The following is a 26,229-nucleotide window of genomic DNA, read 5'->3' as shown; positions in this document are numbered from 1 at the left end:
GGCATGGCGCGAACGGCCTGTCAGGCCGGCGACTGGGGTAGCTTCACCGTCCCTCGACGCTTCGCGGGAGCCGAGGGGGGCGGGACGACGGGGCCGATGTCGCCGTCGGGGGCCTCGTCGAGGTCGACGATCACCGGCGCGTGGTCGCTGGGCCCGGTGCCCTTGCGGGCCTGGCGGTCGACCCATGCCGCCCGCACCCGCTCGGCGACCGGCGTCGAGGCGAGCACCAGGTCAATGCGCATGCCGAGGTCCTTGTGGAACATGCCCGCCCGGTAGTCCCAGTAGGTGAAGATCCGGTTGTCGGGCCACCTGTCGCGGACGACGTCGTGCAGGCCGAGCGCCTGCAGGTCGGCGAGCGCGGCACGCTCCGGGGCGGTGACGTGGGTCTGGCCGATGTAGGCCGCGGGGTCGAAGACGTCGGCGTCGGCGGGGGCGATGTTGACGTCGCCGCACACCATCGCCTCCCTCGGCCCCGATTTGACCACCTCTCGCAGCGCCGCCAGCCAGGCGAGCTTGTAGTGGTAGTGGTTGGAGTCGGGCGTGCGGCCGTTGGGGACGTAGACCGAGTGGACGCGCACCCCGCCGCAGGTGGCGGCGACGATCCTGGCCTCCTGGTGCGGGAAGCCGGGCCCGCCGGGCAGTCCGGCGACGACGTCGTCGAGGCCGACGCGCGACAGCACGGCCACGCCGTTCCACTGGGGCTGGCCGTGCACGGCGATCTCGTAGCCGCGGGCGGCGAGCTCGTCGCCGAGCAGCTCGGCGAAGGCCGCGTCGGAGAGCTTGGTCTCCTGCAGGCAGACGACGTCGGGCTTGCGCTGGTCGAGCCACGGCAGCAGGCGCGGCACACGCTGCTTGACGGAGTTGACGTTCCAGGTCGCTACACGCACCCGTCCCACGATAGTCCGCGGGAGTGACAGGGCGGGGGCAGGAGGCGGGGGCACCCGGGGAGCGACGCTTCTCCCATCAGCGGGCTCGCCGGTGCGGGCGGCAGCGCCCGGTATGCCTGTCCACCGTAGGACAACTGTTGCGAGCAGCCGCATACAAGCGTGAAAAGCGCAGCGCTCACAGTAACTTTGCGCCTATGCCTGGTGACACACAGAACACTTCGAGGGTGACACTGATCGCCGCGGGAATCGGGGCATTAGCCACGGTCGCGGCCGCGGTCATAGCCGCCGTCGCGACGAGCGGTGACGAACCGTCACCCACCAGCACGGCACACACCCCGGTCGTTTCGAGCACGCCCCGCGCGCTTCCTACCTCCCTCGTTCAGCCGACCGGTGACGAGCCCGTGCGATTTCGGGGTGCGGTACGGCTGACCGCGAGCGGCCTGGATCTCGACCACGTACCACCGAGCATCAGCTGGGAGGAACTGCGCTATGCCCCCGGCGACGGCCTGTCGGTCGGTCCCGCTGCCTCCTCGGCGTCCTGGACCGGCACGGAGGCCCCGAGCCGGGGGAAGTGTGAGGAGATTCTCGCCTCGGACCCGCACGAACCTGGCCACGCGCTCGGCACGCCTCAGCCGGGGACCGGTCTCTGCCTGCGCACCAACGTCGGGCGCGTGGCCTTCCTGCGGGTTCGGCAGGTGATCGAGGATGTGGTCCTGATCGACACCGTGATCTGGGAGCAGCGGGACTGACCCTGGACGGCCCGCATCGGACCCCTGGCGTCGCGGACGGTGACCGCACGCTTGGCATGGACGGGTCTCACGTACGGCAGGCTCGGGAGCACGAGATGCCCGCCCCCGAGCCAAGGCCGTCTCTGGTGGCCAATGCCTCAGAATCCCTGGGCGAGGCGGTAGTAGGCCTGGTTCCAGCGCAGCTCCTTGGTGAACTGGCGCGGCGTGGTGTCGTGGTCGATGACGACCAGCTCGACGCCCAGCATGTCGGCCAGGTCGTTCAGCTCCTCGACGCCCACGGACCTGGACAGGACCGTGTGGTGCGGGGCTCCGGCGGTGAGCCAGGCCTCGGCGGAGGTGCGCAGGTCGGGGCGGGGGCGCCAGATGGCGCGGGCGACGGGCAGGTTCGGAAGCGGCTTCAGCGGAGCGACCAGGTCGATCTCGTTGGCGACCAGGCGGAACCGGTCGCCAAGGTCGGCCAGGCCGACCACCACGCCAGGGCCCTGGGCGGCGTCGAAGACCAGACGGACCGGGTCCTCCCGGCCGCCGATGCCCAGCGGGTGGATCTCGCATGAGGGGGTGCCGGCGGCGATCGTCGGGCAGACCTCCAGCATGTGCGCGCCGAGGATCAGCTGCTCGCCGGGGACCAGGTGGTAGGTGTAGTCCTCCATGAAGCTGGTCGCCCCGCCCGGCGCCATCGCCTTGAGCGTGCGGACCAGGACAGAGGTCTTCCAGTCGCCCTCGCCGCCGAAGCCGTAGCCGTCGGCCATCAGCCGCTGCACGGCCAGGCCGGGCAGCTGGCGCAGCCCGCCGAGGTCCTCGAAGTTGGTGGTGAAGGCCTTGAACCCGCCTGATTCCAGGAAGCCGCGCAGGCCGATCTCGATGCGGGCGGCGTAGCGCAGCGACTCGCGCCGGTCGCCGAGCAGTTCCGGGGCCACCCGGTAGAGCTCGGCGTACTCCTTGACCAGCGCGGAGACGTCCGTGTCCGCTACGGCGTCGACCGCTTCGACCAGGTCGTTGACGCCGTAGGTGTTGACCGAGACGCCGAACCGCAGCTGCGCCTCGACCTTGTCGCCTTCAGTGACGGCCACGTCGCGCATGTTGTCGCCGAAGCGGGCGAGTTTCAGGGTTCTGAGCTCGTTGAAGCCTCTGGCCGCGGCGGTCCAGGCGGTGATGCGCTCCGCCACGGCGGGGTCGGTGACGTGTCCGGCGACGGTCTTGCGCGGCACCCCCAGACGGGTCTGAATGAACCCGAACTCACGATCACCGTGCGCGGCCTGGTTGAGATTCATGAAATCCATGTCGATACTCGCCCACGGCAGCTCGACATTGGCCTGAGTGTGCAGATGCAGCAACGGCTTGCGCAACGCATCCAACCCGGCGATCCACATCTTGGCCGGAGAGAAGGTGTGCATCCACGCCACCACCCCCACACACCCGTCGTCGGCGTTGGCCTCCAGCATCATCCGCCGGATCGCCCCGGCGTCGGTCAGCACCGGCTTCCACTCGACCGTGACCGGTAGGGCGGAGGCGATCGCCTGCGACTGCTCGGCCACCTGCGCGAGAGTCTCCTCGCCATACAAGTGCTGGCTGCCGGTCAAAAACCAGATGCTCATCGCGCACTCCTTTGTCCATACACGTTCTGGTAGCGGTCATACAGCCGATCGATGTCGGCCTGCGCGATCGGCAGCGGCTCACCCAACTGCCGCGAGATATGCACCGTGCGGGCCACGTCCTCACACATGACAGCCGCCTTCACCGCCGCCCGCGCATCCCTGCCGATGGTGAACACGCCATGGTTCTTCATCAGCACCGCAGGCGAGCGATGGCCCTTGAGCGTGGCGACGATGCCCTGCCCGATCGAGTCGTCGCCGATCAACGCGAACGGGCCCACGGGGATCTCTCCGCCGAACTCATCGGCCATCGCGGTCAGCACACACGGAATCGGCTCATGCCGGGCCGCCCACGCACTGGCGTAGGTCGAATGGGTGTGCACCACCCCGCCCACCTGCGGCATGTTGCGGTAGACGTAGGCGTGCGCCGCGGTGTCACTGGACGGGGCGTGCTCGCCCTCCACCAGATTGCCGTCCAGGTCGCAGACGACCATCGCCTCAGGGGTCAGCTCGTCATACGACACCCCCGACGGTTTGATCACGAACAGGTCCTCGCCCGGGATCCGCCCGGACACGTTGCCCGCCGTCCACGCCACCAGGTTGTTCCTGACCAGCTCGGCATGCAGGTCACAGACGATCTTCCTCATGCCCGGTTCCTCAACGCGCGCAGCGTGTGCAGCACCCGGCCGTCGGCGAAGGCGTCATGCAGCTCCCGATAGACGGCAAAAAGCTCGTCGTAGGCATCCGCGCGTTCCGGATCCGGCTCATACGCCTTCTCGATCCGCTTGCCCATCACCTTCGACGCCGCCTGAATGTCGGCATACGCGCCCGCCGCGACCGCCGCATGAATCGCCGACCCGAGCGCCGGACCCTGATCCGAACCGATCACCGACAACGGACGACGCAGCACATCAGCGTAGATCTGCATCAAAAACGCGTTCTTCAGCAGCCCGCCCGCCACGATGAACTCCTCCACCGGCACCCCGGCCGCCTCGAACGTCTCCACGATCACCCGGGCGCCGAACGCGGTCGCCTCGATCAACGCCCGGTAGACGTCCTGCGGCTGGGTGGCCAGCGTCTGACCGACGATCACCCCCGACAGGTGGTGGTCGACCAGCACCGACCGGTTGCCGTTGTGCCAGTCCAGGGCGACCAGGCCGTGCTCGCCGACGCGCTGCGCGGCGGCCAGCTCGGTCAGCTCCTCATGGCTGCGGCCGACCTGCTCGACCCACCAGCCGAAGATGTCACCCACCCCGGACTGGCCCGCCTCATACCCCCACAGGCCGGGCACGATCCCGTCGGCGACCACCCCGCACATGCCCGGCACCTGCGCCAGCCGATCGGAGGGCATCACGTGACAGGTGGAGGTGCCCATGATGGCCACCATCTGCCCCGGCCGCACCGCGTCCGCGGCCGCCGAGGTGACATGCGCATCCACGTTCCCGACCGCCACCGCGATCCCTTCCGGCAGCCCGGTCCAGGCGGCGGCCTGCGCCGACAGCCGCCCGGCCAGGCCGCCCAGCGGCGCGATCGGCGCGGTGTTCAGCTTGCCGACGAACCCGGCGAAGCCTGGATGGAGCGCGGCCAGGAACTCCGGCGAGGGGTAGGCGCCGTCCTGGAAGATCTCCTTGTACCCGGCGGTGCACACATTGCGGGACTCCACCCCGGTCAGCTGCCACACGATCCAGTCGGCCGCCTCGATCCACCGCTCGGCCCTGCCGTACAGCTCAGGATCCTCCTCCAGCAGCTGCAGGCCCTTGGCGAACGCCCACTCCGCCGAGATCTTCCCGCCATAGCGCGCCAGCCACGCCTCCCCGCGGGAGGCGGCCAGCGCGTTGATCCGGTCGGCGTGCGCCTGAGCGGCGTGATGCTTCCACAACTTCGGCCACGCGTGCGGCCGGTCCGGCTCGGCGTAACACAACGGCTCACCCTCGGCGGTGGTGGGCAGGATGGTGCAGGCGGTGAAGTCGGTGCCGATCCCGATCACGGTGGCCGGATCGATCCCGGCCGCCCGCACCGCTTCGGGCACGGCGACTTTGAGCACCTCGATCCAGTCCCGCGGCGACTGCAACGCCCAGTCAGGCCCGAGCCGTACGCCGGTGCCCGGTAAGTGCTCCTCGATCACCCCGTCGGCGAACTCGTGCACGGCGCTGGCGAGCTCCGTGCCGTCGGCGACGCGGACGACGACGGCACGGCCGGACAGCGTGCCGAAGTCGACGCCGATGACATGGCTGTTAGCGTTCACATCCTGCTCCAACTCTCACTCTCGTCCGAGGGGTCTCACGGTCAGCGCGCGGGTGACGTGCTGGATCTGACGACGAAGCCTGGCCGGACGACCAGCCGCTCGTAGGTGCCGGGGCCGCTGGAGTCGATCTGGCGCAGCAGGACGTCGATGCAGTGGCGGCCGACGATGTCGAAGTCCTGCCTGACGGTGGTCAGCGGCGGCGAGAAGAACTCCGACTCGGGGATGTCGTCGAAGCCGACCATGCTGATCCGCTCGGGGACCTTGACGCCTTCCTCCGTGAAGGCGCGCAGCGCGCCGAGCGCCATCTGGTCGTTGGCGACGAAGACCGCCGTGACCTCGTCCATGCGGGCCAGGCGCTTGCCCGCCTCGTAGCCGGCGCGCGGGCTCCAGTCGCCCGGCAGCGGCTCGGGCACCTGGCGGCCGGCCGCCTCCAGGGCGCTGCGCCAGCCTTCGAGCCGGCCCTCGGCCTCCAGCCAGTCGGGCGGCCCCGCGATGTGCCAGACGGTCTCGTGCCCCTGGTCGAGCAGGTGCTGGGTGGCGAGCCTGGCGCCCTCGATCTGGTCGATGCAGACGACCGAGACGTTGGCCCGGTGGGTGCCCTCGACCGCGACGGCGGGCAGGCCGGGCGGCAGCTTCTCCAGCGCGCGGGCGGCCGAGCGCTGCGGGGCGACGACGATGACGCCGTCGACGCCCTGCTCGGTGAGGTAGTCGATGGCGTCGCGCACGTTGGCGGCGTCGAGCGACTTCAGGCTGACGATGCTGATGAAGTAGCCAGCCGTGCGGGCGGCCTGCTCGATGCCGTAGATCGTGCTGGCCGGGCCGTACAGGGTGGTGTCGAAGCTGACGACGCCGAGCGTGCGCGAGCGGTTGGTGACCAGCGCGCGGGCGACCAGGTTGCGCCGGTAGCCGAGCTGGTCGATCGCTTCCAGCACCCGGGCCTTGGTGTCGGAGCGCACGTTGGGATGGTCGTTCAGGACACGCGAGACCGTCTGGTGGGACACCCCCGCGAGCCTGGCGACGTCGGACATCACCGGCGGGCGGCGCCTGTCAGTCGATCCCACAGATGTTCCTTTCGCTGGACTGCCCCAATTCTGCCGTAGAAAGGACGCACTCGGTCATGGCGAGCGCCGGGGGCGGCGCATGGAGAAGACCCGCTGCAGCAGGATGAAGACGAACAGCAGCAACCCGATGAAGATCTTCGTCCACCAGGAGCTCAGCGTGCCCTCGAAGCTGATGATGGTCTGGATGAGATGGAGCACCAGCACGCCGAGCACGGTGCCGATGAGCAGTCCCGATCCTCCGGTCAGCAGGGTGCCGCCGATGACGACCGCGGCGATCGCGTCGAGTTCCATGCCCACCGCGTGCAGGCCGTACCCGGACAGCATGTAGAACGACAGCAGCACGCCGCCGAGCGCCGAGCAGAACCCGCTGATCGTGTAGACCGCGATCTTGGTCCGGCCCACGGACAGGCCCATGAGCAGCGCCGACTGCTCGCTGCCGCCGACCGCGTAGACGCTGCGCCCGAGCCGCGTGTAGTGCAGGACGTAGGCGCCGACGGCCACCACGGCCAGGGCGATCAGCACGCTCGGCGAGATCCACAGTCCGGCGAACAGGTCGATCTGCGTCTGGGCGAAGGCGGTGAAGGTCGGGTCGTCGATCTTGATGGAGTCGGTGCCGATCGTGTAGCACAGGCCGCGGGCCAGGAACATGCCGGCGAGGGTGACGATGAACGGCTGGATCTCGAAGACGTGGATGATGAAGCCCATCACCGCGCCGAGCGTCGCTCCGATCAGCAGGACCAGCGGCACCACCACGTACGGCGGCCAGCCGGGGCCGGCCATCAGGCTGGCGGCGATCATCGTCGACAGCGCCACCACCGAGCCGACCGACAGGTCGATGCCGCCGGTCAGGATGACGAAGGTCATGCCGACGGCGACGACCAGCAGGAAGGCGTTGTCGATGAAGGCGTTCAGGATGATCTGGCCGCTGAAGAAGCCCTCGTAACGCAGCCCTCCGGCCACGAACATGGCCAGGAACAGCCCGAACGTCACCAGCACGGGCACGTAGCGCGGGTTGGTGAGGGTGGCCGCGGTGGCCTTGGGCAAGGTGGCGATGCTCATGCCGACACCCGCACCTTCTCCCCCGGCACCGGGCCGGGTGCTGGGGGCCGTCTGCGGCGGCCGAGGACCTTGGCCCGGAAGGCCGGTGACTGGATCAGGCAGACCGCGGTGACCACGAGCGCCTTGAACAGCAACGTCGTCTCCGGCGGCACGCCGATGGAGTAGATGGTGGTCGTGAGCGTCTGGATGATCAGCGCTCCCAGGATCGTGCCGCCGAGCGAGAAGCGCCCGCCCAGCAGCGAGGTGCCGCCGATGACGACCGCGAGGATGGCGTCGAGCTCGACCCAGAGCCCGGCGTTGTTGCCGTCGGCGCTGGAGACGTTCGAGCTGATCATCAGCCCGGCCAGCCCCGCGCACAGCGCGGCGAAGGCGTAGACGACGATGATGATGCCCTTCGAGCGCACCCCGGCGAGCCTGCTGGCCTCGGCGTTGCCGCCGACCGCCTCGATGAGCAGGCCAAGCGCCAGCCTCCTGACGAGGAAGGCGGTGACCGCCAGCACCGCCAGGACCAGCAGGATCCCGAACGGCACCGCGAGCAGGTAGCCGCCGCCGATGAGCTTGTAGGCGGGGTTGACGATCGTGATGATCTGCCCGTCGGTGATGAGCTGGGCCAGGCCGCGCCCGGCGACCATGAGGATGAGGGTGGCGATGATCGGCTGGATGCCGACGGTCGCGACCAGGAAGCCGTTCCAGGCGCCGAGCACCACCGACAGGCCGAGGGCCAGGGCGACCGCCCAGGCGACGCCGGCGTCCTGGCTGATCTGCAGGCACGCCAGCGCGCCGGAGATGGCCACGACCGAGCCGACCGACAGGTCGATGCCGCCGGTGGCGATGACGAGGGTCATGCCGAGCGAGACCAGCATGAGCGGGGCGCCGAAGCGCAGGATGTCGATCAGGCTCCCGTACAGGTGGCCGTCGCGCATCTGGATCGACAGGAAGTTCGGGGTGAAGAGCACGTTCACCAGGAGCAGCAGCGCCAGGATCACCAGCGGCCAGAGCAGGCGCCTCATCTCGCGCCTCCCTGGGCGATCGTCTCCATGAGCGCCTCCGTGGTCAGCTCGTCGTCGTTGGGCAGGACCGCCACGAGCCGCCGGTCGCGCAGCACGCCCACCTTGTGGCTGAGCCGCAGCACCTCTTCGAGCTCGGCGGAGATGAACAGCACCGCGACGCCGCCGTCGGACAGCTCGACGACGAGCCGCTGGATCTCGGCCTTGGCCCCGACGTCGATGCCGCGGGTGGGCTCGTCGAGGATGAGCAGCCGGGGTTCGAGGATGAGCCACCGGGCCAGCAGGACCTTCTGCTGGTTGCCGCCCGACAGGTTGCGCACGGGGATCTCGGGGTGGGCCGGGCTGATCTTCAGCGCGGCGATGTACTTGGCGACGAGGGCTTCCTGCTGCTCTCGCGGCACGGGCCTGGTCCAGCCGCGGGTGGCCTGCAGCGCCAGGATGATGTTCTCGCGCACGGTGAGGTCGGGGACCAGGCCGTCGCGCTTGCGGTCCTCCGACAGGAACGCGATCTTGCGCTGCATCGCAGCGCGGGGCGAGCGCAGCGCCGCGGGCTCGCCGCCGTAGACGATCTGGCCGCCGGTCGCGTGGTCGGCGCCGAACAGCAACCGCGCCGCCTCGGTACGGCCGGAGCCGAGCAGCCCGGCGAGTCCGACCACCTCGCCCTCGTGGATGGTGAGGGTGAACGGTTCGACGGCCCCGGCGCGGCCCAGCTCCTGCGCCTGCACCAGCGGCCGGTCGAAGGCCCTGGCCTCGCCGTGGAGCTTCTCGAGGTCGGCCAGCGCCTGGCCGATCATCTTGGCGACCAATTCGACCTGCGGCAGCTCGCGGGTCAGGTACTCACCCACGAGCCGACCGTTGCGCAGGATCGTCATCCGGTCGGCGATCTCGTAGATCTGGTCGAGGAAGTGCGAGACGAACAGGATCGCGATGCCCTGCGCCTTCAGGGCGCGCATCACGTCGAACAGCTGCTCCACCTCCCCCGCGTCGAGGCTGGAGGTGGGCTCGTCCAGGATCAGGACCCGCGCCTCGATGTCGACCGCGCGGGCGATGGCGACCATCTGCTGCACGGCCAGCGAGTGGCTCGACAGCGGCGACGACACGTCCAGGTCGAGGCCGAGCCCGGCCAGCAGCTCGCTCGCCCTGGCGCGCATGCGCTTCCAGTCGATGCGGCCCCCGCGGCGCGGCTCTCGGCCGATGAAGATGTTCTCGGCCACCGAGAGGTTCGTGCAGAGGTTGACCTCCTGGTAGACCGTGCTGATCCCGGCCTGCTGGGCGGCCAGCGGGCTGGAGAAGGCCACCTGCTGCCCGGCCAGTTCGATGGTGCCCGCGTCGATCTCGTACACCCCGGTCAGGACCTTGATCAGGGTGGACTTGCCGGCGCCGTTCTCCCCCATCAGGGCGTGCACCTCTCCGGGCAGCAGCCGGAAGTCGACGCCGTCGAGCGCCGTCACTCCGGGGAACTGCTTGCCGATGCCCCGCATCAGCAGGATCGGCCCAGTCAAGGGCTCCGTCTCGCCACTCACCGCATTCCTCTTCTTCTTCCTCGCTCCGCGTCGCGGCGCCCCGCCCGCGCGCCGGCCGGCCGTCTCCCTGGACGGAGGCCGGCCGGGCGCGGCGGATGGGGGTGACCCATGCGTGCCGTACGGACCACCGGAGGCCGCGTACGGCGGGGCGGATCAGTACTGGCGGGTGGACAGGACTTCCTTCGCCTGCTCCTGCGTGAAGGTGGTCTCCTCGGTGACGACGCGGGTCGGCACCTGCTCACCCTTGAGGACCTTCTTGGCCAGGTCCATCAGCTGCGGGCCGAGCAGCGGGGAGCACTCGACGATGAAGTTGATCTTCCCGTCGGCGAGCGCCTGCATGCCGTCCTTCACCGCGTCGACGGTGATGATCTTGATGTCCTTGCCGGGCACCTTGCCGGCGCCCTCGATGGCCTCGATCGCGCCGAGTCCCATGTCGTCGTTGTGCGCGTAGAGCACATCGATGTCGGGGTTGGACTTGAGGAAGGCCTCCATGACCTCCTTGCCCTTGGCGCGGGTGAAGTCACCGGTCTGCGAGGCGATGATCTTGAACTTGGGATCGGCGCCGACGACCTCGAGGAAACCCGCCTTGCGGTCGTTGGCCGGGGCCGAACCCGTGGTGCCCTGGAGCTCGACGACGTTGACCGGGTCGGTGGAGCTCTTGTACTCCTCGACCAGCCACTGGCCCGCCTTCTTGCCCTCCTCGACGAAGTCGGATCCGAGGAAGGTCTTGTAGAGGGTGGTGTCCGCGGAGTCGACGGCCCGGTCGGTGAGGATGACCGGGATGTTGGCGCGCTTGGCCTCCTGGAGCACGGTGTCCCAGCCCGACTCCACCACCGGCGAGAAGGCGATGATGTCGACCTTCTGCTGGATGAAGGAGCGGATGGCCTTGATCTGGTTCTCCTGCTTCTGCTGGGCGTCGGAGAACTTCAGGGTCACGCCCGCGTTCTTGGCGGAGTCCTGGACGGACTTGGTGTTGGCGGTGCGCCAGCCGCTTTCCGCGCCGACCTGGGAGAAGCCCATCGTGATGGTGTCATCGCCCGAGCCGGTGGTGGCAGTCGTGCCGCCCTCGCTGCCACAGGAGGCCGTCAGGACGGCGGCGAGTACCAGTGCCGAGATCCTCTTCAACACGCGAGGAACTCCCTTCATGTGTGAGCGCTAACAGACATCAGGCCGGAGCCTGGCATTGATCGGCTAGCTCTTCCTGGCTTGGGTCGACTGTGAACGTTAACAACACATCACGTCAAGGTTTCCAGGCATCACGGTCCGGTCACGCGGGCGCGACCTGCCCGTTCGCTCCTAAAAGAGCGTGGGCGGCTCGACCTCGACGGGTTCCGGCAGCGGTTCGAGCCCCGGCACCCGCGCCCGTACCTCGTCGTGGAAGCGGCGGGCCAGGTCAAGGGCCTGGGCGTTGTCGGGCGTGTGGATGAAGATCGTGGGCGTGCGGCCCTCGCCCAGCCAGGCGGCGGCCACCTCCACCCAGTACCTCCAGCCCTCGACGGTCAGGCCGGTGTCGTCGCGCCCGAGGTAGCGCACGATCGGCCGGTCGGTGAGGGCCTCGGCACGGCGCGGCACACGCGGCTTCTTGGTCCACGCCTCGCGCTCGGCGTCGCTGGTCGGCGGGGACGCGAAGAGCGTGGTGGTGTCGAACGGCACCCACTCGGCGCCGTTCAGCGCCCGCGCCAGCCGCCGCTCCTCCCCCGCGTCGGAGAAGAAGGCCCGGTGACGCACCTCGACGGCCGAGCGGTAGGGCCGCGGGATGCGGCGCAGGAACCTCTCCAGCACCGCGACGTCGCCGGGACCGAAGGAGCCGGGCAGTTGCACCCAGAGCGCCTCGACCCGCTCACCCAGGGGCTCGATCGCGTCGAGGAAGGTGCGCATCTCGACGTCGACGCCGGTCAGGCGCCGCTCGTGGGTGACGATCTTGGGCAGCTTCACCACGAAGCGGAAGCCGGGATCCGTCTGGCTCGCCCAGGTCTCGACCGTGGCCCGGGAGGGAATGGCGTAGAAGGTCGTGTTGCCCTCGACCGCGGTGCACCGGGAGGCGTAGGAGCGCAGCCGCTCGCCGGGCGGAAGCGTGTGACCCGGCCAGGCCGCGTGCGTCCACATCGCGCATCCCACATGAAGCCGCATGAACGCCACGCTATCGGCACATCCGGTCAGCGACGCGGCAGCATGCACATGGTGTCAAGGCCGAGGATGCGGTTGAGCCGCCCGAAGGCCAGCCACGAGCCCAGGCACATCGACAGCTCCACCACCTCGCGCTGGTCGTAGTGCGCGCCCATCCTGGCCCAGAACTCCTCGTCGAGCCCGTGGTGGTCGAGCGCGTACCGCTCGGCGAACTCGGCGGCCAGGCGGGTGCGCTCGTCAAACAGCGTGGTGGTGCGCCATTCCGACACCGCGTCGAGGAAGCCCTCCTCGACCTTCTCGCCGTCGCGCTCGGTGCGCCAGTCGAGGCAGAAGACGCAGCCGTTGATCTGCGCGATCCGCAGCCTGGCCGCCTCGAACTCGCGCAGCCCCAGCGTGGTGTGCGCGTAGACGGCCAGCGAGAAGTTCGCCGCGGCCGGGCCGATGCCGGGGACCATCTCGCCCCAGACGTACTCGATGGGGTCGCGGCCCTGCGGGATGTCGACGTTCACGAGAGCCTCCCGGGGCGCAGGGGGACGTCCAGGCCGTCGTAGAGGCCCGGTTCCGCTTCGATCAGCCACGCGATGGCGTGGGCCAGCCTGCCGACGGCGGTCGCGTTGCCGCCGGCGGAGCTGTTGCCGTCCTCGTCGAGCGCCTGGACCGAGACCTCGATGTGCGGCCGGCCCTCGATGATGACGCGGTGCGCGCCGTCGGCGCCGTCGGGGGCGACGGGCCAGGACGGCATGCAGGCGGGGTGGATGCGGGTGACGTGCTCGACGACGATCCGGGGGCGGCCGCCGACGATGCCCTGGACCTCGAAGCGCACCGCTCCCTGGGTGCCGGCCTCGAAGTCGCCCATGCGCTTGGTGGAGACCGTGCTCTCCAGCGGCCTGCGGTCGACGCTCTCGCGGATCTCCTCGATCTCGGCGCCGAGCGCGCGGGCGATCAGCCTGACCTGGCCGCCCCAGACCATCGTGGGGACGGTCGCGGCGAGCATGGGCGGCTCGTAGTCCATGGGCTGGCCCATGCCGACCAGGTAGCGGACCGACTCCTCCTGGTCGTAGGTGGTGTAGTCGAAGATCTCCTGGCAGCGGACCACGTCGATGGTGCCGCCGAGCCCGCTGATCAGGGCGGGCAGGATGTCGTTGCCCCAGCCGGGGTCGACGCCGGAGACGAACAGGGAGCCGCCGCCCTCGGCGACGGCGGCCAGGACCGTCTCGCGCATCTCGGGCGGGGCGTTGCGCTGGTCGTACAGGGCGTAGAGGGAGGGGGTGACGACCACCGCGCCCGCCCTGATCGCCCTGGTGACGTCGGCGAGCGCCTCGTCGGGCCGGATGTCGCCGGAGGCGGCGTAGACGACCGCGCGCGGGCGCTCGGCTCCGGTCTCGCCCAGGGCCGCCGCCACGTCGTCGGTGGCGATCACGCCCAGGGCGTCGTCGAGCCCGGCCAGTTCGCCCGCGTCACGCCCGACCTTGGCGGGGTTGTGCACCAGCACTCCGGACAGGCGTAATTCGGGATGGGCCGCCACGGCGCGGATCGCCGCCCGGCCGACGTTGCCCGTGCCCCAGACCAGCGTGGAGATCATGCCTCGGAGCGTAGCAAGCGCTTGGTTCGGTGTACAGCGGTCTCACTGCTGCCGCGGCGGCCATCCTCCCGGCTGCGGCTGCCCCTGCTGGTACGGCCCGCCGTACTGCTGCCCCTGGGGCGCTGGATGGCCCTGCGGCGGCATGGGCTGCTGGGTCACGCCGTACGGCCCGGCGGAAGGCTGGGCGGAAGGCTGGGCGGAAGGCTGGGCGGAAGGCTGGGCGGAAGGCTGGGCGGTCGCCGCGCGAGTGCCGCCGGAGCCCTGGGACTGGAACTGCCCCACCCCCACCGCCGCCACCAGCAGCCCGAGCCCGAGCATCCCGTACAGCACGACCTCCCCGTGCCCCTTCACGTCGGGCCCGCTCCCGGTGAAGGCCCCCGCGTCGAACTGGCACGTCGACTCCCCCTTGGTCCCCACCGGCCTGCAGTCCCAGGTCACGTTGCGAGGGACCAGCTGGGTGGTGTTCTCCACCTCGGTGTCGGCCAGATAGGCCGAGAATCCCAGCACCCCCAGCCCCGCCACGATCAACACGACCCTCAGTACCTTGAGAAACATGCCGGGCACTCTAGCCTCAGCCCGGCGAAGCGGGGCGGAACTCACAGCCACCCCACAGGATCATCAATAGGCCGGCGCGGTCGAGTCCCGGATGACCAGCCGGCACGGCATGCGGTGGATGCCGGGCGTGGCCCTGCCGTCGATGGCGGCGAACAGGTGCTGGGCGGCGGTTCGCCCGAGGGTCTCGAGGTTCATGTCGACGGTGGTCAGCGGCGGGCGCGACTCGGTGGACAGCACCTCCCAGTTGTCGTAGCCGACCACCGCGATGTCGTCGGGCACCCGCCTGCCGCGTTCGCGCACGGCCTCGACGAAGCCGGCGGCGATCTGGTCGCTGCCGCAGAAGACGGCGTCGACCTCGGGCTCGGCCATGAGCAGCATCTCGGCGGCGTGCCGCCCCCAGCGCTGCGACCACGGCCCCGAGAGGGTCTGGCCGGTCTGGGCGAGCCCGGCGGCCTCCAGCGCGAGCCGTACGCCCTCGGCCCGGTCGACGGCGGCCTTGTAGTCCATGGGCCCGGTGATGTGGGCGATGCGCCGCCGGCCCATGGCCACCAGGTGGCGCACGGCCTGGCCGGCGCCATCGACGTCGTCGGGGACGAAGGAGACGTCGTCGGGGCTGTCGGAGGCGCCGTAGGCGTAGACGACGGGGACGGGCAGGTCGCGGCTGATGGAGGGGCGGATGTCGGTGCTCTCGCCGACCACGATGAGCCCGTCGACCCGGTGGGCGAGCAGGGTGCGGATGTAGTGTTGCTCGCGGATGGCGTCGCCGCGGGCGTCGCACAGCATGACGGCCATCTTGCCCGCCCCGAAGGCGTCCTCCGCGCCGAGGAGCACGGGGATGCCGAAGCGGCCGACGCTGTCGCTGGTCAGCAGCCCGACCGTGCGTGTCTGGCCTGACAGCAGGCCGCGGGCCAGGGCGTTGGGCTGGAACGACAGCTCCTCGGCGGCGGCGAGGACCCGGTCACGCGTCTCGGCGCGCACGTCGTGCTTGCCGTTGAGTGCCTTGGACGCGGTCGCTACGGACACACCCGCGAGGGCGGCCACGTCGCCGATGGTGATTCTCGAAATCCTTTTCGCCACAGTTACCAGCCTACTCCGTTGACACCCTGAAGTATGTCTCCTATGTTTCGAAAACCTTTAACAAGCGGGGGACGCCGGAAGGAACGTCATGCATCCTTTTTCACCCCGACGGATCGCGCTGGTCGGTCTGTTAGCGCTCACATCACTGGCCGCCTGTGGCCAGTCAGAAACGCCGCCCGCGGGCGGAGGACCGCAGCAGAGCGCCGCCGCGGAGCCGGTGACGATCACGATGTGGACCAGAGCCGCCACGCAGGCACAGAGCGAACGCCTCGTGAAGGCGTACAACAGCTCGCACAAGAACCAGGTCAAACTGACGGTCATCCCGACCGACAACTACCAGCCGAGGATCGCCGCCGCCGCGGGCGCCAAGCAGCTGCCCGACATCTTCGCCGCCGACGTGATCTTCGTGCCCAACTACACCAGCCAGGGACTGTTCCTGGACATCACCGACCGCGTGAACGCGCTGCCGTTCAAGCAGGGCCTGGCCCCCAGCCACATGAAGCTCGGCACGCTCGACGGCAAGTTCTACACGCTGCCGCACACCCTGGACCTGTCGGTGTGGTTCTGGAACAAGGATCTCTACACCAAGGCCGGGCTCGACCCTGAGCAGGGACCCAAGTCGCTGAAGGAGTTCGCCCAGCACGCCGCCACGATCGACGAGAAGCTCGGCAAGGACGGCAAGGTCAGCGGCACGTTCTTCGGGGGCAACTGCGGCGGCTGCTACGTGTTCACCTTCTGGCCCTCCGTCTGGGCCGCCGGCGGCCAGGTGATGGACGAGCAGGGCACCACCTCGCTCAACGACCAGCCCGCCATGACCGAGGTCTTCAAGATCTACCGCGACCTCTACGACAAGGGCGCGACCGGGGCGACGGCCAAGGAGGAGCAGGGCCCGACGTGGACCGGCTTCTTCCCCGAGGGCGAGATCGGCGTCATGCCGATGCCCTCGACCACGCTCGGCCTCATGCCCGCCGACATGAAGATCGGCGTCGCGCCGATCGCCGGCCCCGACGGCGGCGAGTCCACCTTCGTCGGCGGCGACTCCGTCGGCATCTCGTCCACGACGAAGAACGCCGACGCGGCCTGGGAGTTCCTGTCGTGGTCGGTGTCGGACGAGGCGCAGGTCGAGGTGATGGCCAAGAACAAGGACGTGCTCGCCCGCACCGACCTGGCCAGCAACAAGTACTCCTCCGCCGACGACCGGGTGGTGCTGATCAACTCGCTGGTGGCCAAGGGCCAGACCCCGTTCGCGCTGCGGTTCGGCCAGACCTTCAACGACCCGCAGGGCCCGTGGCTGCGCCTGGCGCGCGAGGCGGTCTTCGGTGACGCCGCCAAGGTGCCGCAGCTCAACGCCGAGATCACCAAGTCTCTGCAGCAATGACGATGACGACGAGCGGCGCCGCCGGGCAGGGATCTTCCCGGCGGCGCTCCCACAAGGCGCGGCCGCGCCCCGGGTCCCGGTGGCGCTCGCGCGCCGTCCTCGGCTGGGTGTACGCCGCGCCGACCGCGCTGATCGTCGGCGTGCTGTTCGTGGTGCCGCTGGTCCTGGTCGGCTGGATGTCGCTGAACCGCTGGCCGCTGCTGGGCCCGGCGGCTCTCAACGCGCCCGCGAACTACGTCAAGATCCCCGACAATCCGCTGTTCTTCGACGCGGTGCTGTTCACGCTCAAGTACACGGCGATCACCACGGTCCTGCTGTCGGCCCTGGCCCTGGGGCTGGCGCTGCTGGTCCAGGACCGGCGTCCCGGGGTGAGCTTCTTCCGCACCGCGTTCTTCCTGCCGGGCGCGGTCGGCTTCGCCGCGGCGGCGCTGCTGTTCTACGGCATGCTCAACAACGACTTCGGCCCGATCGACCCGATGCTTCGGGCGCTGGGCGTCACCGACGAGCCGGTCAAGTGGATCGGCACCCCGAACATGGCGCTGTTCTCCACGATCGCGCTGGTGCTCTGGCGCTTCGCCGGGTTCAACATGCTGATCCTGCTCACCGGCCTGCAGGCCATCCCGGTCGAGGTCTACGAGGCCGCCAGGACCGACGGCGCGACCCGCTGGCAGATCTTCACCAAGATCACGCTGCCGCTGCTGCGGCCCACCGTCGCCCTGATGCTGGTGCTCAGCGTCACCGGTTCGCTGCTCGCCTTCGACCAGTTCTTCGTCTTCACCAACGGCGGACCGGACAACAGCACGGTCTCCATGGTGATGGTGATCTACCGCGACGCGTTCTTCCGCTTCGACCTCGGGGGCGCGGCGGCGTTGTCGGTGGTGCTGCTCGTGGTGCTGGTGAGCGTCAACGCGCTGGCCTTCAGGAGAGTCAGATGAGGTACTACACCACCCTGTCGGCGCTGGCGATCCTCTTCCTGTTCCCGCTGGTCTGGAGCGGCTGGGCGTCGCTGGAGGAGCCCGGCAACTACCTGGAGATGGCGCGGTTCGGCGAGGGCCTCGCCACCTACTCGGGCAACAGCCTGGCCGTCTCGTCGATGACCGTGGCGGGCACGCTCGCCGTCTCCGCGCTGGGCGGCTACGCCTTCGCCCGCTTCCCCTTCCCGGGCAGGAACCTGCTGTTCCTGGTCACGCTGGCGATCCTGATGGTGCCGTACGCCACGATCCTGATCCCGCTCTACGTGCTGCTGGGCTACCTCGGCCTGCAGAACAGCCTGCTGGGTCTGTCGCTGGTGTTCGTCATGTTCCAGCTGCCGTTCGCGCTGTTCATGATGCGCAACGCCTTCGAGGCGGTGCCGCGCGAACTGGAGGAGGCGGCGCTGGTCGACGGCTGCGGCACGCTGCGCGCCTTCACCCGCATCCTGCTGCCCGCCGTACGCCCGGCGCTGGTCACGGTCGGGCTGTTCGCCTTCCTGGCCTCGTGGAACGACTTCTTCGCCCCGCTCATCCTGCTCAACGACGGCGCCTCCTTCACGCTGCCGGTGGCCGTCGTGAGCATGACGCAGCAGACCTTCGGCGCCATCGACTACGGCATGCTCCAGGCCGGGGTCATGACGATGGCACTGCCGTGCCTCATCCTGTTCGTCCTTCTCCAGCGCCATTACGTGCGCGGTTTCATGTCAGGAGCCCTGCGTGGTTGATCCCGTCCTGCCCTCGTCCGGCCTGCTGTCCCCGCTCGGTCTCGAATCCGTACGGCTCGCGCCGGGTTTCTGGGGTGACCGGCTGGCCCTGGACCGGGAGGTGATCATCGACCACTGCCTGGAGTGGATGGAGAAGGAGGGCTGGATCGCCAACTTCACCGGCGAGCAGCCCAGGCGTGGCCGGGAGTTCTCCGACTCCGAGATCTACAAGTTGCTGGAGGGCATGGCCTGGGCGGGGCATCCGGGCTTCGAGGAGCTCGCGGCCGTGGTGGTCCAGGCGCAGGAGGCCGACGGCTACCTCAACACGCGCTGGAGCGGCGACCGCTACCGTGACCTGGAGTGGGGTCACGAGCTCTACTGCTACGGCCACCTGCTCCAGGCGGGCGTGGCCCGGTTGCGCACGCACGGCGAGGACGACTTCACCGCCCTCGTCAGGCGGGCGGCCGACCACGTGTGCGAGGTGTTCGTGGAGGGCACCCGCACCGACGGCCATCCCTGCCTGGAGATGGCGCTGGTCGAGCTGTACCGGAGCACCGGCGCCGAACGTTACCTGGAGCTGGCCAGGCGCCTGGTCGAACGGCGCGGCCTGCCCGCCCTGGGCACGATCCCCTTCGGCCCCGCCTACTTCCAGGACGACATCCCGGTACGGCAGGCGCGGGTGCTGCGCGGTCACGCCGTGCGCGCGCTCTACCTGGCGAGCGGCGCGGTGGACGTGGCGGTCGAGACGGGCGACGCCGAACTGCTGGCGGCGGTCGAGGCCCAGTGGGAGCGCACCGTGGCCCGCCGCACCCACCTGACCGGCGGCATGGGATCGCGCCACGCCGACGAGGCCTTCGGCGACGACTTCGAGCTGCCGCCCGACCGGGCCTACGCCGAGACCTGCGCCGGGATCGCCTCGATCATGCTGAGCCACCGGTTGCTGCTGGCCACCGGCCGGGCGCGTTACGCCGACCTGGCGGAGCGCACCATGTACAACGTGCTGGCCACGGCGGTCGCGCTCGACGGGCACTCGTTCTTCTACAGCAACCCGCTGCAGGTCAGGGTGGCCGCGCCCGCCGCCGACGGGATGGTCAGCCACGCGGCCGCCGCGAGCCTGCGCTCGGCGTGGTTCGACGTGTCGTGCTGCCCGAGCAACATCTCGCGCACGCTCGCGTCGCTGCCCGCCTACGTCGCCACCACCGACGCCGGCGGGGTGCAGGTTCACCATTACACTCCCGCCGAGGTCCGGGGGGCGGGGATGGCTCTGCGGGTGGAGACCGGTTACCCGTGGTCGGGCGGCGTGCGGGTGCGCGTGCTGGAGGGCGGCGAGGGCGCCGTGTCTCTGCGGGTGCCCGCCTGGGCGCGGGACGCGGGCTACAGCGTGCACCGGCCTGACGACGGTTCACCCGGTGCGGCGGGTGCGGCGGGCGGCCAGGCCGGTCCCGGCTACCTCACGCTGCCCGGACCGTGGCGGCCGGGCGACGAGATCCACCTCGACCTGCCGACGACCCCGCGCTGGACCCGCCCCGACCATCGCGCCGACGCCCTGCGCGGCACCGTCGCGGTCGAGCGCGGTCCCCTGGTCTACTGCGCCGAGTCGCCCGGCGACCTGCCTCCCCTGGCCGACATCGCGGTACGGCAGGCGCCCCCGGCCGAGCACGAGGCGGACGGCGTGGTCGAGCTGGAGGTCGAGGCCGGGCTGGTGACGCCGGCGCCCGACGGCTGGCCGTACGACGGCTCGCCCGGCTCTCCCGCCGCGGGCGGCAGCACGACGCTGCGCCTGATCCCCTACCACCGGTGGGGCAACAGGGGCCCGGCCACCATGCGGATCTGGTTGCCCGCCGATTGACAGCGTTCCCAACCAAGCGCATGCTCAAATGCGGCGCCAGGCGCGAGGTGCCTCCCCTGACTCAGCAGTCACCGGAAGGAGCCGTCGTGTCCGTGAAACGCACCCGCCGTGAGGTCCTGCGAGGCGCCGCCGGAGCCACAGCCCTGATCGCCACGGGCGGCCTCAACGCGGGCCGCGCCCACGCGGGCGTCGCCGAGTACGACGTCGTGGTGGTCGGCTCGGGCGCGGCGGGCATGACGGCGGCGCTGCGCGCGGCCAAGCTCGGCCTGTCGGCGGTCGTGGTCGAGAAGGCCGCCACGTTCGGCGGCTCGGCGGCACGCTCGGGAGCGGGCATCTGGATCCCCAACAACCAGGTCATCCTGCGGGCGGGCGTGCCCGACACGCCCGCCAAGGCCGCGCAGTACCTCGCCGCGGTCGTCGGCTCCGAGGTGCCCGCCGCCCGCCAGCAGGCCTTCCTGGCGGCGGGTCCCGCGATGATCAGCTTCGTGATGGCCAGCAGCCCGCTGCGTTTCCGTTGGATGGAGGGGTACTCCGACTACTATCCCGAGCTCCCCGGCGGCCTGCCCGGCGGCCGCTCGATCGAGCCCGACCTGCTCGACGGCAGGGTGCTCGGCGCCGAACTGGCCCGGCTCAACCCCGCCTACATCCCGGTGCCCGAGGGCACGGTGGTCTTCAGCGCCGACTACCGCTGGCTCAACCTGGCGCTGGTCAACGCCAGGGGCACGGCGGTCGCCGCCGAGGTCGTCGCCCGCTGGGTGGCCGCCAAGGCGCGCGGGGAGATCCCGCTGACGATGGGGCAGGCGCTGGCCGGCGGCCTGCGCGCCGGGCTCGCCGCGGCGGGCGTCCCCGTCCTGCTCAACACGCCCCTGGCCGGGCTGCACTTCGAGAACGGCAGGGCGGCAGGGGTCGTGGTCGGCGACGGCACGCTGATGCGGGCCCGCCGCGGCGTGATCGTCGGCTCGGGCGGGTTCGAGCACAACCTGGCGATGCGCACCGAATACCAGCGCCAGCCGATCGGCACCGACTGGACCGTGGGCGCCGACTCCAACACCGGCGACGGCATCAGAGCCGGGCGGACGGCGGGCGCGGCGCTCGACCTCATGGACGACGCCTGGTGGGGCCCGGCCATCCCGCTGCCCGGCGAGCCGTACTTCTGCCTGGCCGAGCGCACCCTGCCCGGCTGCATCCTGGTCAACGGCCAGGGCGTGCGCTACGTCAACGAGGCCGCTCCCTACAGCGACGTCGTGCACGTGATGTACGACCGCAACAGCACGGGCCCGCACATCCCGTCGTGGCTGATCGTCGACCAGAACTACCGCAACCGCTACCTGTTCAAGGACATCGCGCCCACGCTGCCCTTCCCCGACTCCTGGTACGACTCGGGCGCGGTGCACAAGGCCTGGAGCATCGGGGAACTGGCCTCCAGGATCGGCGTGCCGTCGTCGGCGCTGCGCCAGACCGTCACCCGCTTCAACGGCTTCGCGCTGGCGGGCAGGGACGCCGACTTCCACCGCGGCGACAGCGCCTACGACCGCTACTACGCCGACCCGGGGGTCAGGCCCAACCCGTGCCTGGCGCCGCTCTGGCTGCCGCCCTTCTACGCCTTCAAGATCGTGCCCGGTGACCTGGGCACGAAGGGCGGCATGCGGACCGACGCCAGGGCCCGCGTGCTGCGCGCCGACGGCACCGTGATCCCCGGCCTGTACGCGGCGGGCAACGCCAGCGGCGCCGTCATGGGACGCAGCTACGCCGGCGCGGGCTCGACGCTCGGGCCCGCGATGGCGTTCGGCTACATCGCCGCGGGCGACCTGGCCGCGGCGATGTAGGCCCCCGCGCTACGGCTGCAGCGTGATGGAGTTGATCGGCGTCAGGTTCTTGTCGATGTACCAGCCGGGGCCCATGAAGCCCTGGCAGCCGGAGCCGTTGTAGCCGGTGCAGGTGCGCACCGTCGCCCCGTCGGTCTGGTTGTTGAACACGCGGTGCACGCCGTACATGTCCCGCAGGTTGTGCGCCCCGTAGCTGTAGTAGGAATGCGTCGGCCGGTCACCGTTCCAGCCGGCCCCCGGGTAGATGCACACGGCGCCCGACGGGCACCCGTGACTGGCCGCCGCCGCCTGGGCGGCCGGTGCCGCGAACCCGGCGAGTCCCCCGATCGCCAGCGCCGCCACGGCCGCCGTCGCGAGAACCTTGCGCATTGTTGCCCCCTTCGGTGAGGTACTGCCTTGACGTGCTCAAGCTTGCGGCGGCGGACACGGCAGCGGTACCTCGAACGATCCAGGGACACCCGGCGGGGCCCGCGGGGTACCGTGCGGGACATGGGATCCGTGATCGTCCAGGTGGAGGGCACCGACCAGGTCTGGGACCTGGAGGCGGGCCGGCAGGTCGTGTTCGGCAGGGGCGCGGGCGTCGACATCGTGCTGCCGGTGCAGTCGGTCTCCCGCGCGGCCGGCGTGATCAGGGCGGTGCGCGACCACTGGACGTTGTCGAACCTGTCCAGGCGGGCCACCTACGTGGTCGAGAACCCCGAAGGCGGCGGCGAGTTCGTCAAGGTCGCGCCGGGGCGGGCCGAGGCGCCCATCCCGTTCGAGTTCGGCCGCATCTGCCTGCCGGGGGTCAAGGACGGGCCCGTGCTGCTGGTCTTCGCGCCCGAACACAGCTACAGCGAACTGCCCGCCGACGGCGGCGCGGGCTCGACCGTCATCGCCTACTCGCTCGACACCACGGCCAACTACTTCCCCGTGCTGGTCGCGCTCTGCGAGCCCCGGCTGCGCGACCCGGCCTCGGTGCTCATCCCCACCACCGCGCAGATCGCCGACCGGATCGGGCTCACCGCCACCGCGGTCGCCTGGCACATCAACTACCTTTCGACCACGAAGCTGCGCGTCAAGCGGCCGGCCGAGGAGCAGGACGGACGGCAGGGCAAGGCCGACTGGCAGCGGGCCGCGCTCGTCTCGCTGGCGCTCAGGTTCGACCTCGTACGGCTGGAGCACCTCGAGGCGTTGCCGCCCGATCAGGGACGGTAGTCGGCCAGGTAGCGGGCGACCTTCGAGACGTAGCCGGTCAGGCGCTCGGGGATGCCCTTCTCCTCGATGAGGGTGTCGGCGCTGGTGCGATAGACCGCGGCGAGCTTGAGCGACGGGTCGCCTGGGACCTGCTCGACCTTGTCGCCCCAGGCGCACATCAGCGCGCCCATCGCGGTGATCGCCCGGTCGGGGTCGAAGGCGACCTCCTTGGCGGCGGTCTCGTTCTGCTCCTCGGGCGGCAGGTAGGCCATCAGGACGCGCGGGGTCCAGCGGGCGATGCCGTACTCGCTCATGGCGTCGTCGACCAGGGCGGGGTCGAAGCCGCTCTCGGCCTTCAGCATGGCGGCGACGAGCGCGGGCGACAGGCCCTCGACCTGGCACCAGGTGCCGGCGGTGACGATGGCCTGGTGGTACTGGCGGGGGATGTCGGTGCCGGCGCGCAGGTGCGCGGTGGTGGGGTCGGGGGTGGTGGAGCGGGTGACGAGGAAGACGGCGGCGGCGATCACGGCGAGCAGCGACACACCCGCCCCGCCGTACAGCCACACCCGCTTCCGGCCACTGCCGCCCGCTCCGGAACCACCGCCCGCCGCACCGCCGCCTACCGCGGAGAGGGCCGTGCCGTCCGCAGTGCCGCCCGCAGTGCCGCCCGCAGTGCCGCCCGCAGTGCCGTCCGCAGTGCCGTCCGCTCCCGAGGCTCCGTGGATGGCGGCGGTCAGGGCCTCGGAGAAGGCGGGCGCCGTCGGCCAGCGGCGGTCGCGTTCCGGCTCCAGGGCGCGCAGCACCACCTCGTCCGCCGCCTGCGGCAGCTCGGGACGCAGGCGGCTGGGCGCGAGCCGCTCGTACTCGTCGGGCGCCCGCCCCGTCAGCATGTGAAAGGTGATCGCCCCCAGCCCGTAGACGTCGGTGCGCGCGTCGATGTCCTTCGCCTCGTGCCGCCGCTGCTCCGGCGACCGGTAGCCGGGCGTCCCCGCCGACACGGTGAACCCCGAGCTCTCCGCCCACTCCTTGGCCAGCCCCAGGTCCGACACCAGATACCGGTCGCTCCCGTCCCGTTCGTGGTGGACCAGGACGTTGGCGGGCTTGAGGTCGCGGTGCACCGCCATGACGCGGTGCAGCGCCTGCACGCCCTTGGCCACCTGCTCGACCACCTCGACGACCCGCTCGACGGGGAGCGGCGTGCCGTCGGCGAGCAGGTTCTGCAGGGTGCCGCCGTTGGCCAGGGTCATGGCGTAGTACGGCCGGTCGGCGTCGAGGTCGGCGTCGACGACCTTCACCAGGTGGCGGGAGTCGGCCGTGCGCAGGATGCGGACCTCCTCGGCGAAGCGCCTGCGCAGGTCGTGGCGCTCGGCCACGTGCTCGGCCAGGACCTTGACCGCGACCAGGCCGTCGCGCCCGGCGCCGCCCAGGGTGTCGCTCGCCTCGTAGACGGTGGCGAACGCCCCTGCCCCGAGCTTGCGCAACAGGGCGAAGCGGCCCGCTGACTCTCGTTCTTCACGGGAGGTCACGGCCTGGAGTATAGATCGCGCCGGTCGGCCCGGTCAGCGGGTTTCCGCCTCGTCGTACTCCTTCGCGTAGTCCTGCTGGGAACGGTCCTTGAGCATGAGCGCCGCCACGATGCTGATGAGCGAGCAGATCGCCATGTAGACGGCGATCGCCCACGAGCTCTTGAACGTGTCCAGCAACCAGACGGCGATCAGCGGCGCCGGCCCTCCCGCGGTCACGGAGGCCAGCTGGTAGCCGAGCGAGGCGCCGCTGTAGCGCAGGCGGCCGGTGAAGCTCTCGGCGATGAAGGTGGCCTGCGGGCCGTACTGGATGTCGTGGATGGGCCAGGCCAGCACGATCGCGAGGAAGACCAGCGCGGGCACGCGGGTGTCGAGCAGCGGCCAGTAGACGAACGACCACACGAGCATGGCCGCGGCGCCGATCACGTACAGTCTCCTGCGCCCGACGATGTCGGAGACCCACCCCCACAGCAGCACGGTGAACAGCGAGACGATCGCCGCGACGATGACGTAGGTGTAGACCTGGTCGGAGCTGAAGCCGAGGGTGCGGGTGGCGTACGTCAGGATGAAGACGGTGAAGATGTAGAAGGGCGCCTGCTGGCCGGTGCGCAGCAGGGCGCTCCAGATGATCTCCCGCCAGTTGCGCACGATCACCTCGCGCACGGGCACACGTTCGACGAGGTTGCGCTCGACGACGCGGGCGAAGACGGGGGTCTCGAGGATGCCGAGGCGGATGTAGAGGCCGATGGCGGCCATGACGATGCTCAGCAGGAAGGGGATGCGCCAGCCCCAGTAGGGGTCGATCGGCTCGAACACGCGCAGCGCCAGGTAGCCGAGCACGAGGCCGACGGGCACGCCGAACTGCGGCCAGGCGCCCAGGAAGCCGCGGCGTCCGCCCTGCGAACGGCCCCATTCCGTGGCCAGCAGCACCGAGCCGCCCCACTCGCCGCCGACGCTGATGCCCTGCAGCAGCCGCAGGACGGTCAGCAGGATGCCGCCCCAGATGCCGATCTGCTCGTAGGTGGGCACGAGGCCGACCAGCGTGGTCGACAGGCCCATGGTCAGCAGGGTGACGATGAGGGTGGCCTTGCGGCCGATGCGGTCGCCGTAGTGACCAAAGATCGCCGCGCCGATCGGGCGGGCGGCGAATCCGCCGAAGTAGGTCGCCAGCGCGAGCAGCAGTCCCGTCGTGGGTTCTTCCGAGGGGAAGTAGAGCTCGGCGAAGATGGTGCTGGCGGCGAATCCGTAGAGGAAGAAGTCGTACCACTCGATCGAGGTCCCGACCGCCGAAGCGACCACGGCCCGAACGAGCTGACGTCGATCGGGTTCCATGGTCGC

General features: G+C 70.4%; 24 protein-coding genes. 7 read left to right on the top strand and 17 right to left on the bottom strand.

What is annotated here, in order from left to right; translation table 11 throughout:
* Nucleotides 1-20: 20 nt before the first annotated feature.
* A complete protein-coding gene (locus ACIBH1_RS24775; RefSeq protein WP_397316270.1) occupies nt 21-887 on the bottom strand; it encodes an exodeoxyribonuclease III in 867 nt (288 codons plus the stop codon).
* A gap of 224 nt (nt 888-1,111) precedes the next feature.
* On the opposite strand from ACIBH1_RS24775, the gene ACIBH1_RS24770 reads away from it, so the two are divergent.
* Nucleotides 1,112-1,636 (top strand): hypothetical protein, encoded by a 525-nt coding sequence (locus tag ACIBH1_RS24770; protein WP_397316269.1) that lies wholly within the window; start codon nt 1,112-1,114, stop codon nt 1,634-1,636.
* A 137-nt stretch (nt 1,637-1,773) separates the two neighbouring features.
* Here ACIBH1_RS24770 and araA read toward each other — a convergent pair whose 3' ends face one another.
* The 13 genes from araA to ACIBH1_RS24705 all read right to left on the bottom strand — a co-directional run bounded on the left by araA (nt 1,774) and on the right by ACIBH1_RS24705 (nt 15,464).
* On the bottom strand, nt 1,774-3,231 hold the full coding sequence (araA, locus tag ACIBH1_RS24765; protein ID WP_397316268.1) for an L-arabinose isomerase: 1,458 nt from the start codon (nt 3,229-3,231) through the stop codon (nt 1,774-1,776).
* Nucleotides 3,228-3,875 (bottom strand): L-ribulose-5-phosphate 4-epimerase, encoded by a 648-nt coding sequence (locus ACIBH1_RS24760; protein WP_397316267.1) that lies wholly within the window; start codon nt 3,873-3,875, stop codon nt 3,228-3,230. Before ACIBH1_RS24760 ends, araA begins: the two co-directional genes overlap by 4 nt.
* Nucleotides 3,872-5,473: a ribulokinase gene (araB, locus tag ACIBH1_RS24755; RefSeq protein WP_397316266.1), complete on the bottom strand. Its 1,602-nt coding sequence runs from the start codon at nt 5,471-5,473 to the stop codon at nt 3,872-3,874. Before araB ends, ACIBH1_RS24760 begins: the two co-directional genes overlap by 4 nt.
* A gap of 41 nt (nt 5,474-5,514) precedes the next feature.
* Nucleotides 5,515-6,501 (bottom strand): LacI family DNA-binding transcriptional regulator, encoded by a 987-nt coding sequence (locus tag ACIBH1_RS24750; RefSeq protein ID WP_397316314.1) that lies wholly within the window; start codon nt 6,499-6,501, stop codon nt 5,515-5,517.
* An 87-nt stretch (nt 6,502-6,588) separates the two neighbouring features.
* Nucleotides 6,589-7,593 (bottom strand): galactofuranose ABC transporter, permease protein YjfF, encoded by a 1,005-nt coding sequence (yjfF, locus tag ACIBH1_RS24745; RefSeq protein ID WP_181609734.1) that lies wholly within the window; start codon nt 7,591-7,593, stop codon nt 6,589-6,591.
* Nucleotides 7,590-8,603 carry an ABC transporter permease gene (locus tag ACIBH1_RS24740; RefSeq protein WP_397316265.1) on the bottom strand — a complete coding sequence of 338 codons (1,014 nt, stop codon included), beginning with the start codon at nt 8,601-8,603 and terminating at the stop codon, nt 7,590-7,592. Before ACIBH1_RS24740 ends, yjfF begins: the two co-directional genes overlap by 4 nt.
* A complete protein-coding gene (locus ACIBH1_RS24735) occupies nt 8,600-10,123 on the bottom strand; it encodes a sugar ABC transporter ATP-binding protein (RefSeq protein WP_397316264.1) in 1,524 nt (507 codons plus the stop codon). Before ACIBH1_RS24735 ends, ACIBH1_RS24740 begins: the two co-directional genes overlap by 4 nt.
* A gap of 153 nt (nt 10,124-10,276) precedes the next feature.
* Nucleotides 10,277-11,251 carry an ABC transporter substrate-binding protein gene (locus tag ACIBH1_RS24730; RefSeq protein WP_397316263.1) on the bottom strand — a complete coding sequence of 325 codons (975 nt, stop codon included), beginning with the start codon at nt 11,249-11,251 and terminating at the stop codon, nt 10,277-10,279.
* A 168-nt stretch (nt 11,252-11,419) separates the two neighbouring features.
* Nucleotides 11,420-12,253, bottom strand: a complete 834-nt coding sequence (locus ACIBH1_RS24725) for a DUF72 domain-containing protein (protein WP_397316262.1) — start codon at nt 12,251-12,253, stop codon at nt 11,420-11,422.
* Nucleotides 12,254-12,279: 26 nt separating this feature from the next.
* Entirely contained in the window at nt 12,280-12,759 is a 480-nt protein-coding gene (locus ACIBH1_RS24720) for a carboxymuconolactone decarboxylase family protein (RefSeq protein WP_397316261.1), read from the bottom strand.
* Nucleotides 12,756-13,832, bottom strand: coding sequence for a dihydrodipicolinate reductase (locus ACIBH1_RS24715; protein ID WP_397316260.1), 1,077 nt, complete (start codon nt 13,830-13,832; stop codon nt 12,756-12,758). Before ACIBH1_RS24715 ends, ACIBH1_RS24720 begins: the two co-directional genes overlap by 4 nt.
* A gap of 42 nt (nt 13,833-13,874) precedes the next feature.
* The gene (locus ACIBH1_RS24710; RefSeq protein ID WP_397316259.1) at nt 13,875-14,387 is read right to left on the bottom strand and encodes a hypothetical protein; all 513 of its coding nucleotides are present in this window, start codon (nt 14,385-14,387) and stop codon (nt 13,875-13,877) included.
* 63 nt (nt 14,388-14,450) lie between these two features.
* Complete coding sequence (locus ACIBH1_RS24705) at nt 14,451-15,464, bottom strand: LacI family DNA-binding transcriptional regulator (protein WP_397316258.1); 1,014 nt, start codon at nt 15,462-15,464, stop codon at nt 14,451-14,453.
* A gap of 217 nt (nt 15,465-15,681) precedes the next feature.
* Here ACIBH1_RS24705 and ACIBH1_RS24700 point away from each other — a divergent pair, with 217 nt between their 5' ends.
* From ACIBH1_RS24700 to kstD, 5 genes are all read left to right on the top strand, one after another.
* Nucleotides 15,682-16,842 (top strand): ABC transporter substrate-binding protein, encoded by a 1,161-nt coding sequence (locus ACIBH1_RS24700; protein ID WP_397316257.1) that lies wholly within the window; start codon nt 15,682-15,684, stop codon nt 16,840-16,842.
* Entirely contained in the window at nt 16,839-17,777 is a 939-nt protein-coding gene (locus ACIBH1_RS24695) for a carbohydrate ABC transporter permease (RefSeq protein WP_397316256.1), read from the top strand. The genes ACIBH1_RS24700 and ACIBH1_RS24695 overlap by 4 nt, the downstream gene beginning before the upstream one ends.
* Nucleotides 17,774-18,538, top strand: coding sequence for a carbohydrate ABC transporter permease (locus tag ACIBH1_RS24690; protein WP_397316255.1), 765 nt, complete (start codon nt 17,774-17,776; stop codon nt 18,536-18,538). The genes ACIBH1_RS24695 and ACIBH1_RS24690 overlap by 4 nt, the downstream gene beginning before the upstream one ends.
* A complete protein-coding gene (locus ACIBH1_RS24685) occupies nt 18,531-20,366 on the top strand; it encodes a glycoside hydrolase family 127 protein (protein ID WP_397316254.1) in 1,836 nt (611 codons plus the stop codon). The genes ACIBH1_RS24690 and ACIBH1_RS24685 overlap by 8 nt, the downstream gene beginning before the upstream one ends.
* Before the next feature lie 86 nt (nt 20,367-20,452).
* Nucleotides 20,453-22,192 (top strand): 3-oxosteroid 1-dehydrogenase, encoded by a 1,740-nt coding sequence (gene kstD / locus ACIBH1_RS24680; protein ID WP_397316253.1) that lies wholly within the window; start codon nt 20,453-20,455, stop codon nt 22,190-22,192.
* Nucleotides 22,193-22,201: 9 nt separating this feature from the next.
* Here the strand turns inward: kstD and ACIBH1_RS24675 are convergent, their stop codons facing one another.
* Nucleotides 22,202-22,561 (bottom strand): hypothetical protein, encoded by a 360-nt coding sequence (locus ACIBH1_RS24675; RefSeq protein WP_397316252.1) that lies wholly within the window; start codon nt 22,559-22,561, stop codon nt 22,202-22,204.
* A gap of 120 nt (nt 22,562-22,681) precedes the next feature.
* Between ACIBH1_RS24675 and ACIBH1_RS24670 the strand changes: the two genes are divergently transcribed.
* Entirely contained in the window at nt 22,682-23,389 is a 708-nt protein-coding gene (locus ACIBH1_RS24670) for a hypothetical protein (RefSeq protein WP_397316251.1), read from the top strand.
* On the opposite strand, the gene ACIBH1_RS24665 is transcribed toward ACIBH1_RS24670, so the two are convergent.
* Both ACIBH1_RS24665 and ACIBH1_RS24660 read right to left on the bottom strand, forming a co-directional pair.
* Nucleotides 23,377-24,894, bottom strand: coding sequence for a serine/threonine-protein kinase (locus ACIBH1_RS24665; protein WP_397316250.1), 1,518 nt, complete (start codon nt 24,892-24,894; stop codon nt 23,377-23,379). The genes ACIBH1_RS24670 and ACIBH1_RS24665 overlap by 13 nt on opposite strands.
* Nucleotides 24,895-24,927: 33 nt before the next feature.
* Nucleotides 24,928-26,223: an MFS transporter gene (locus ACIBH1_RS24660; protein WP_397316249.1), complete on the bottom strand. Its 1,296-nt coding sequence runs from the start codon at nt 26,221-26,223 to the stop codon at nt 24,928-24,930.
* Nucleotides 26,224-26,229: the final 6 nt, after the last annotated feature.

Origin of the sequence: Nonomuraea sp. NPDC050663, from assembly GCF_044456985.1 — a bacterium.
GTDB lineage: Bacteria > Actinomycetota > Actinomycetes > Streptosporangiales > Streptosporangiaceae > Nonomuraea.
The sequence above is the reverse complement of the archived record's forward strand: the minus strand, read 5'-3'. Positions and strand labels throughout refer to the sequence as shown.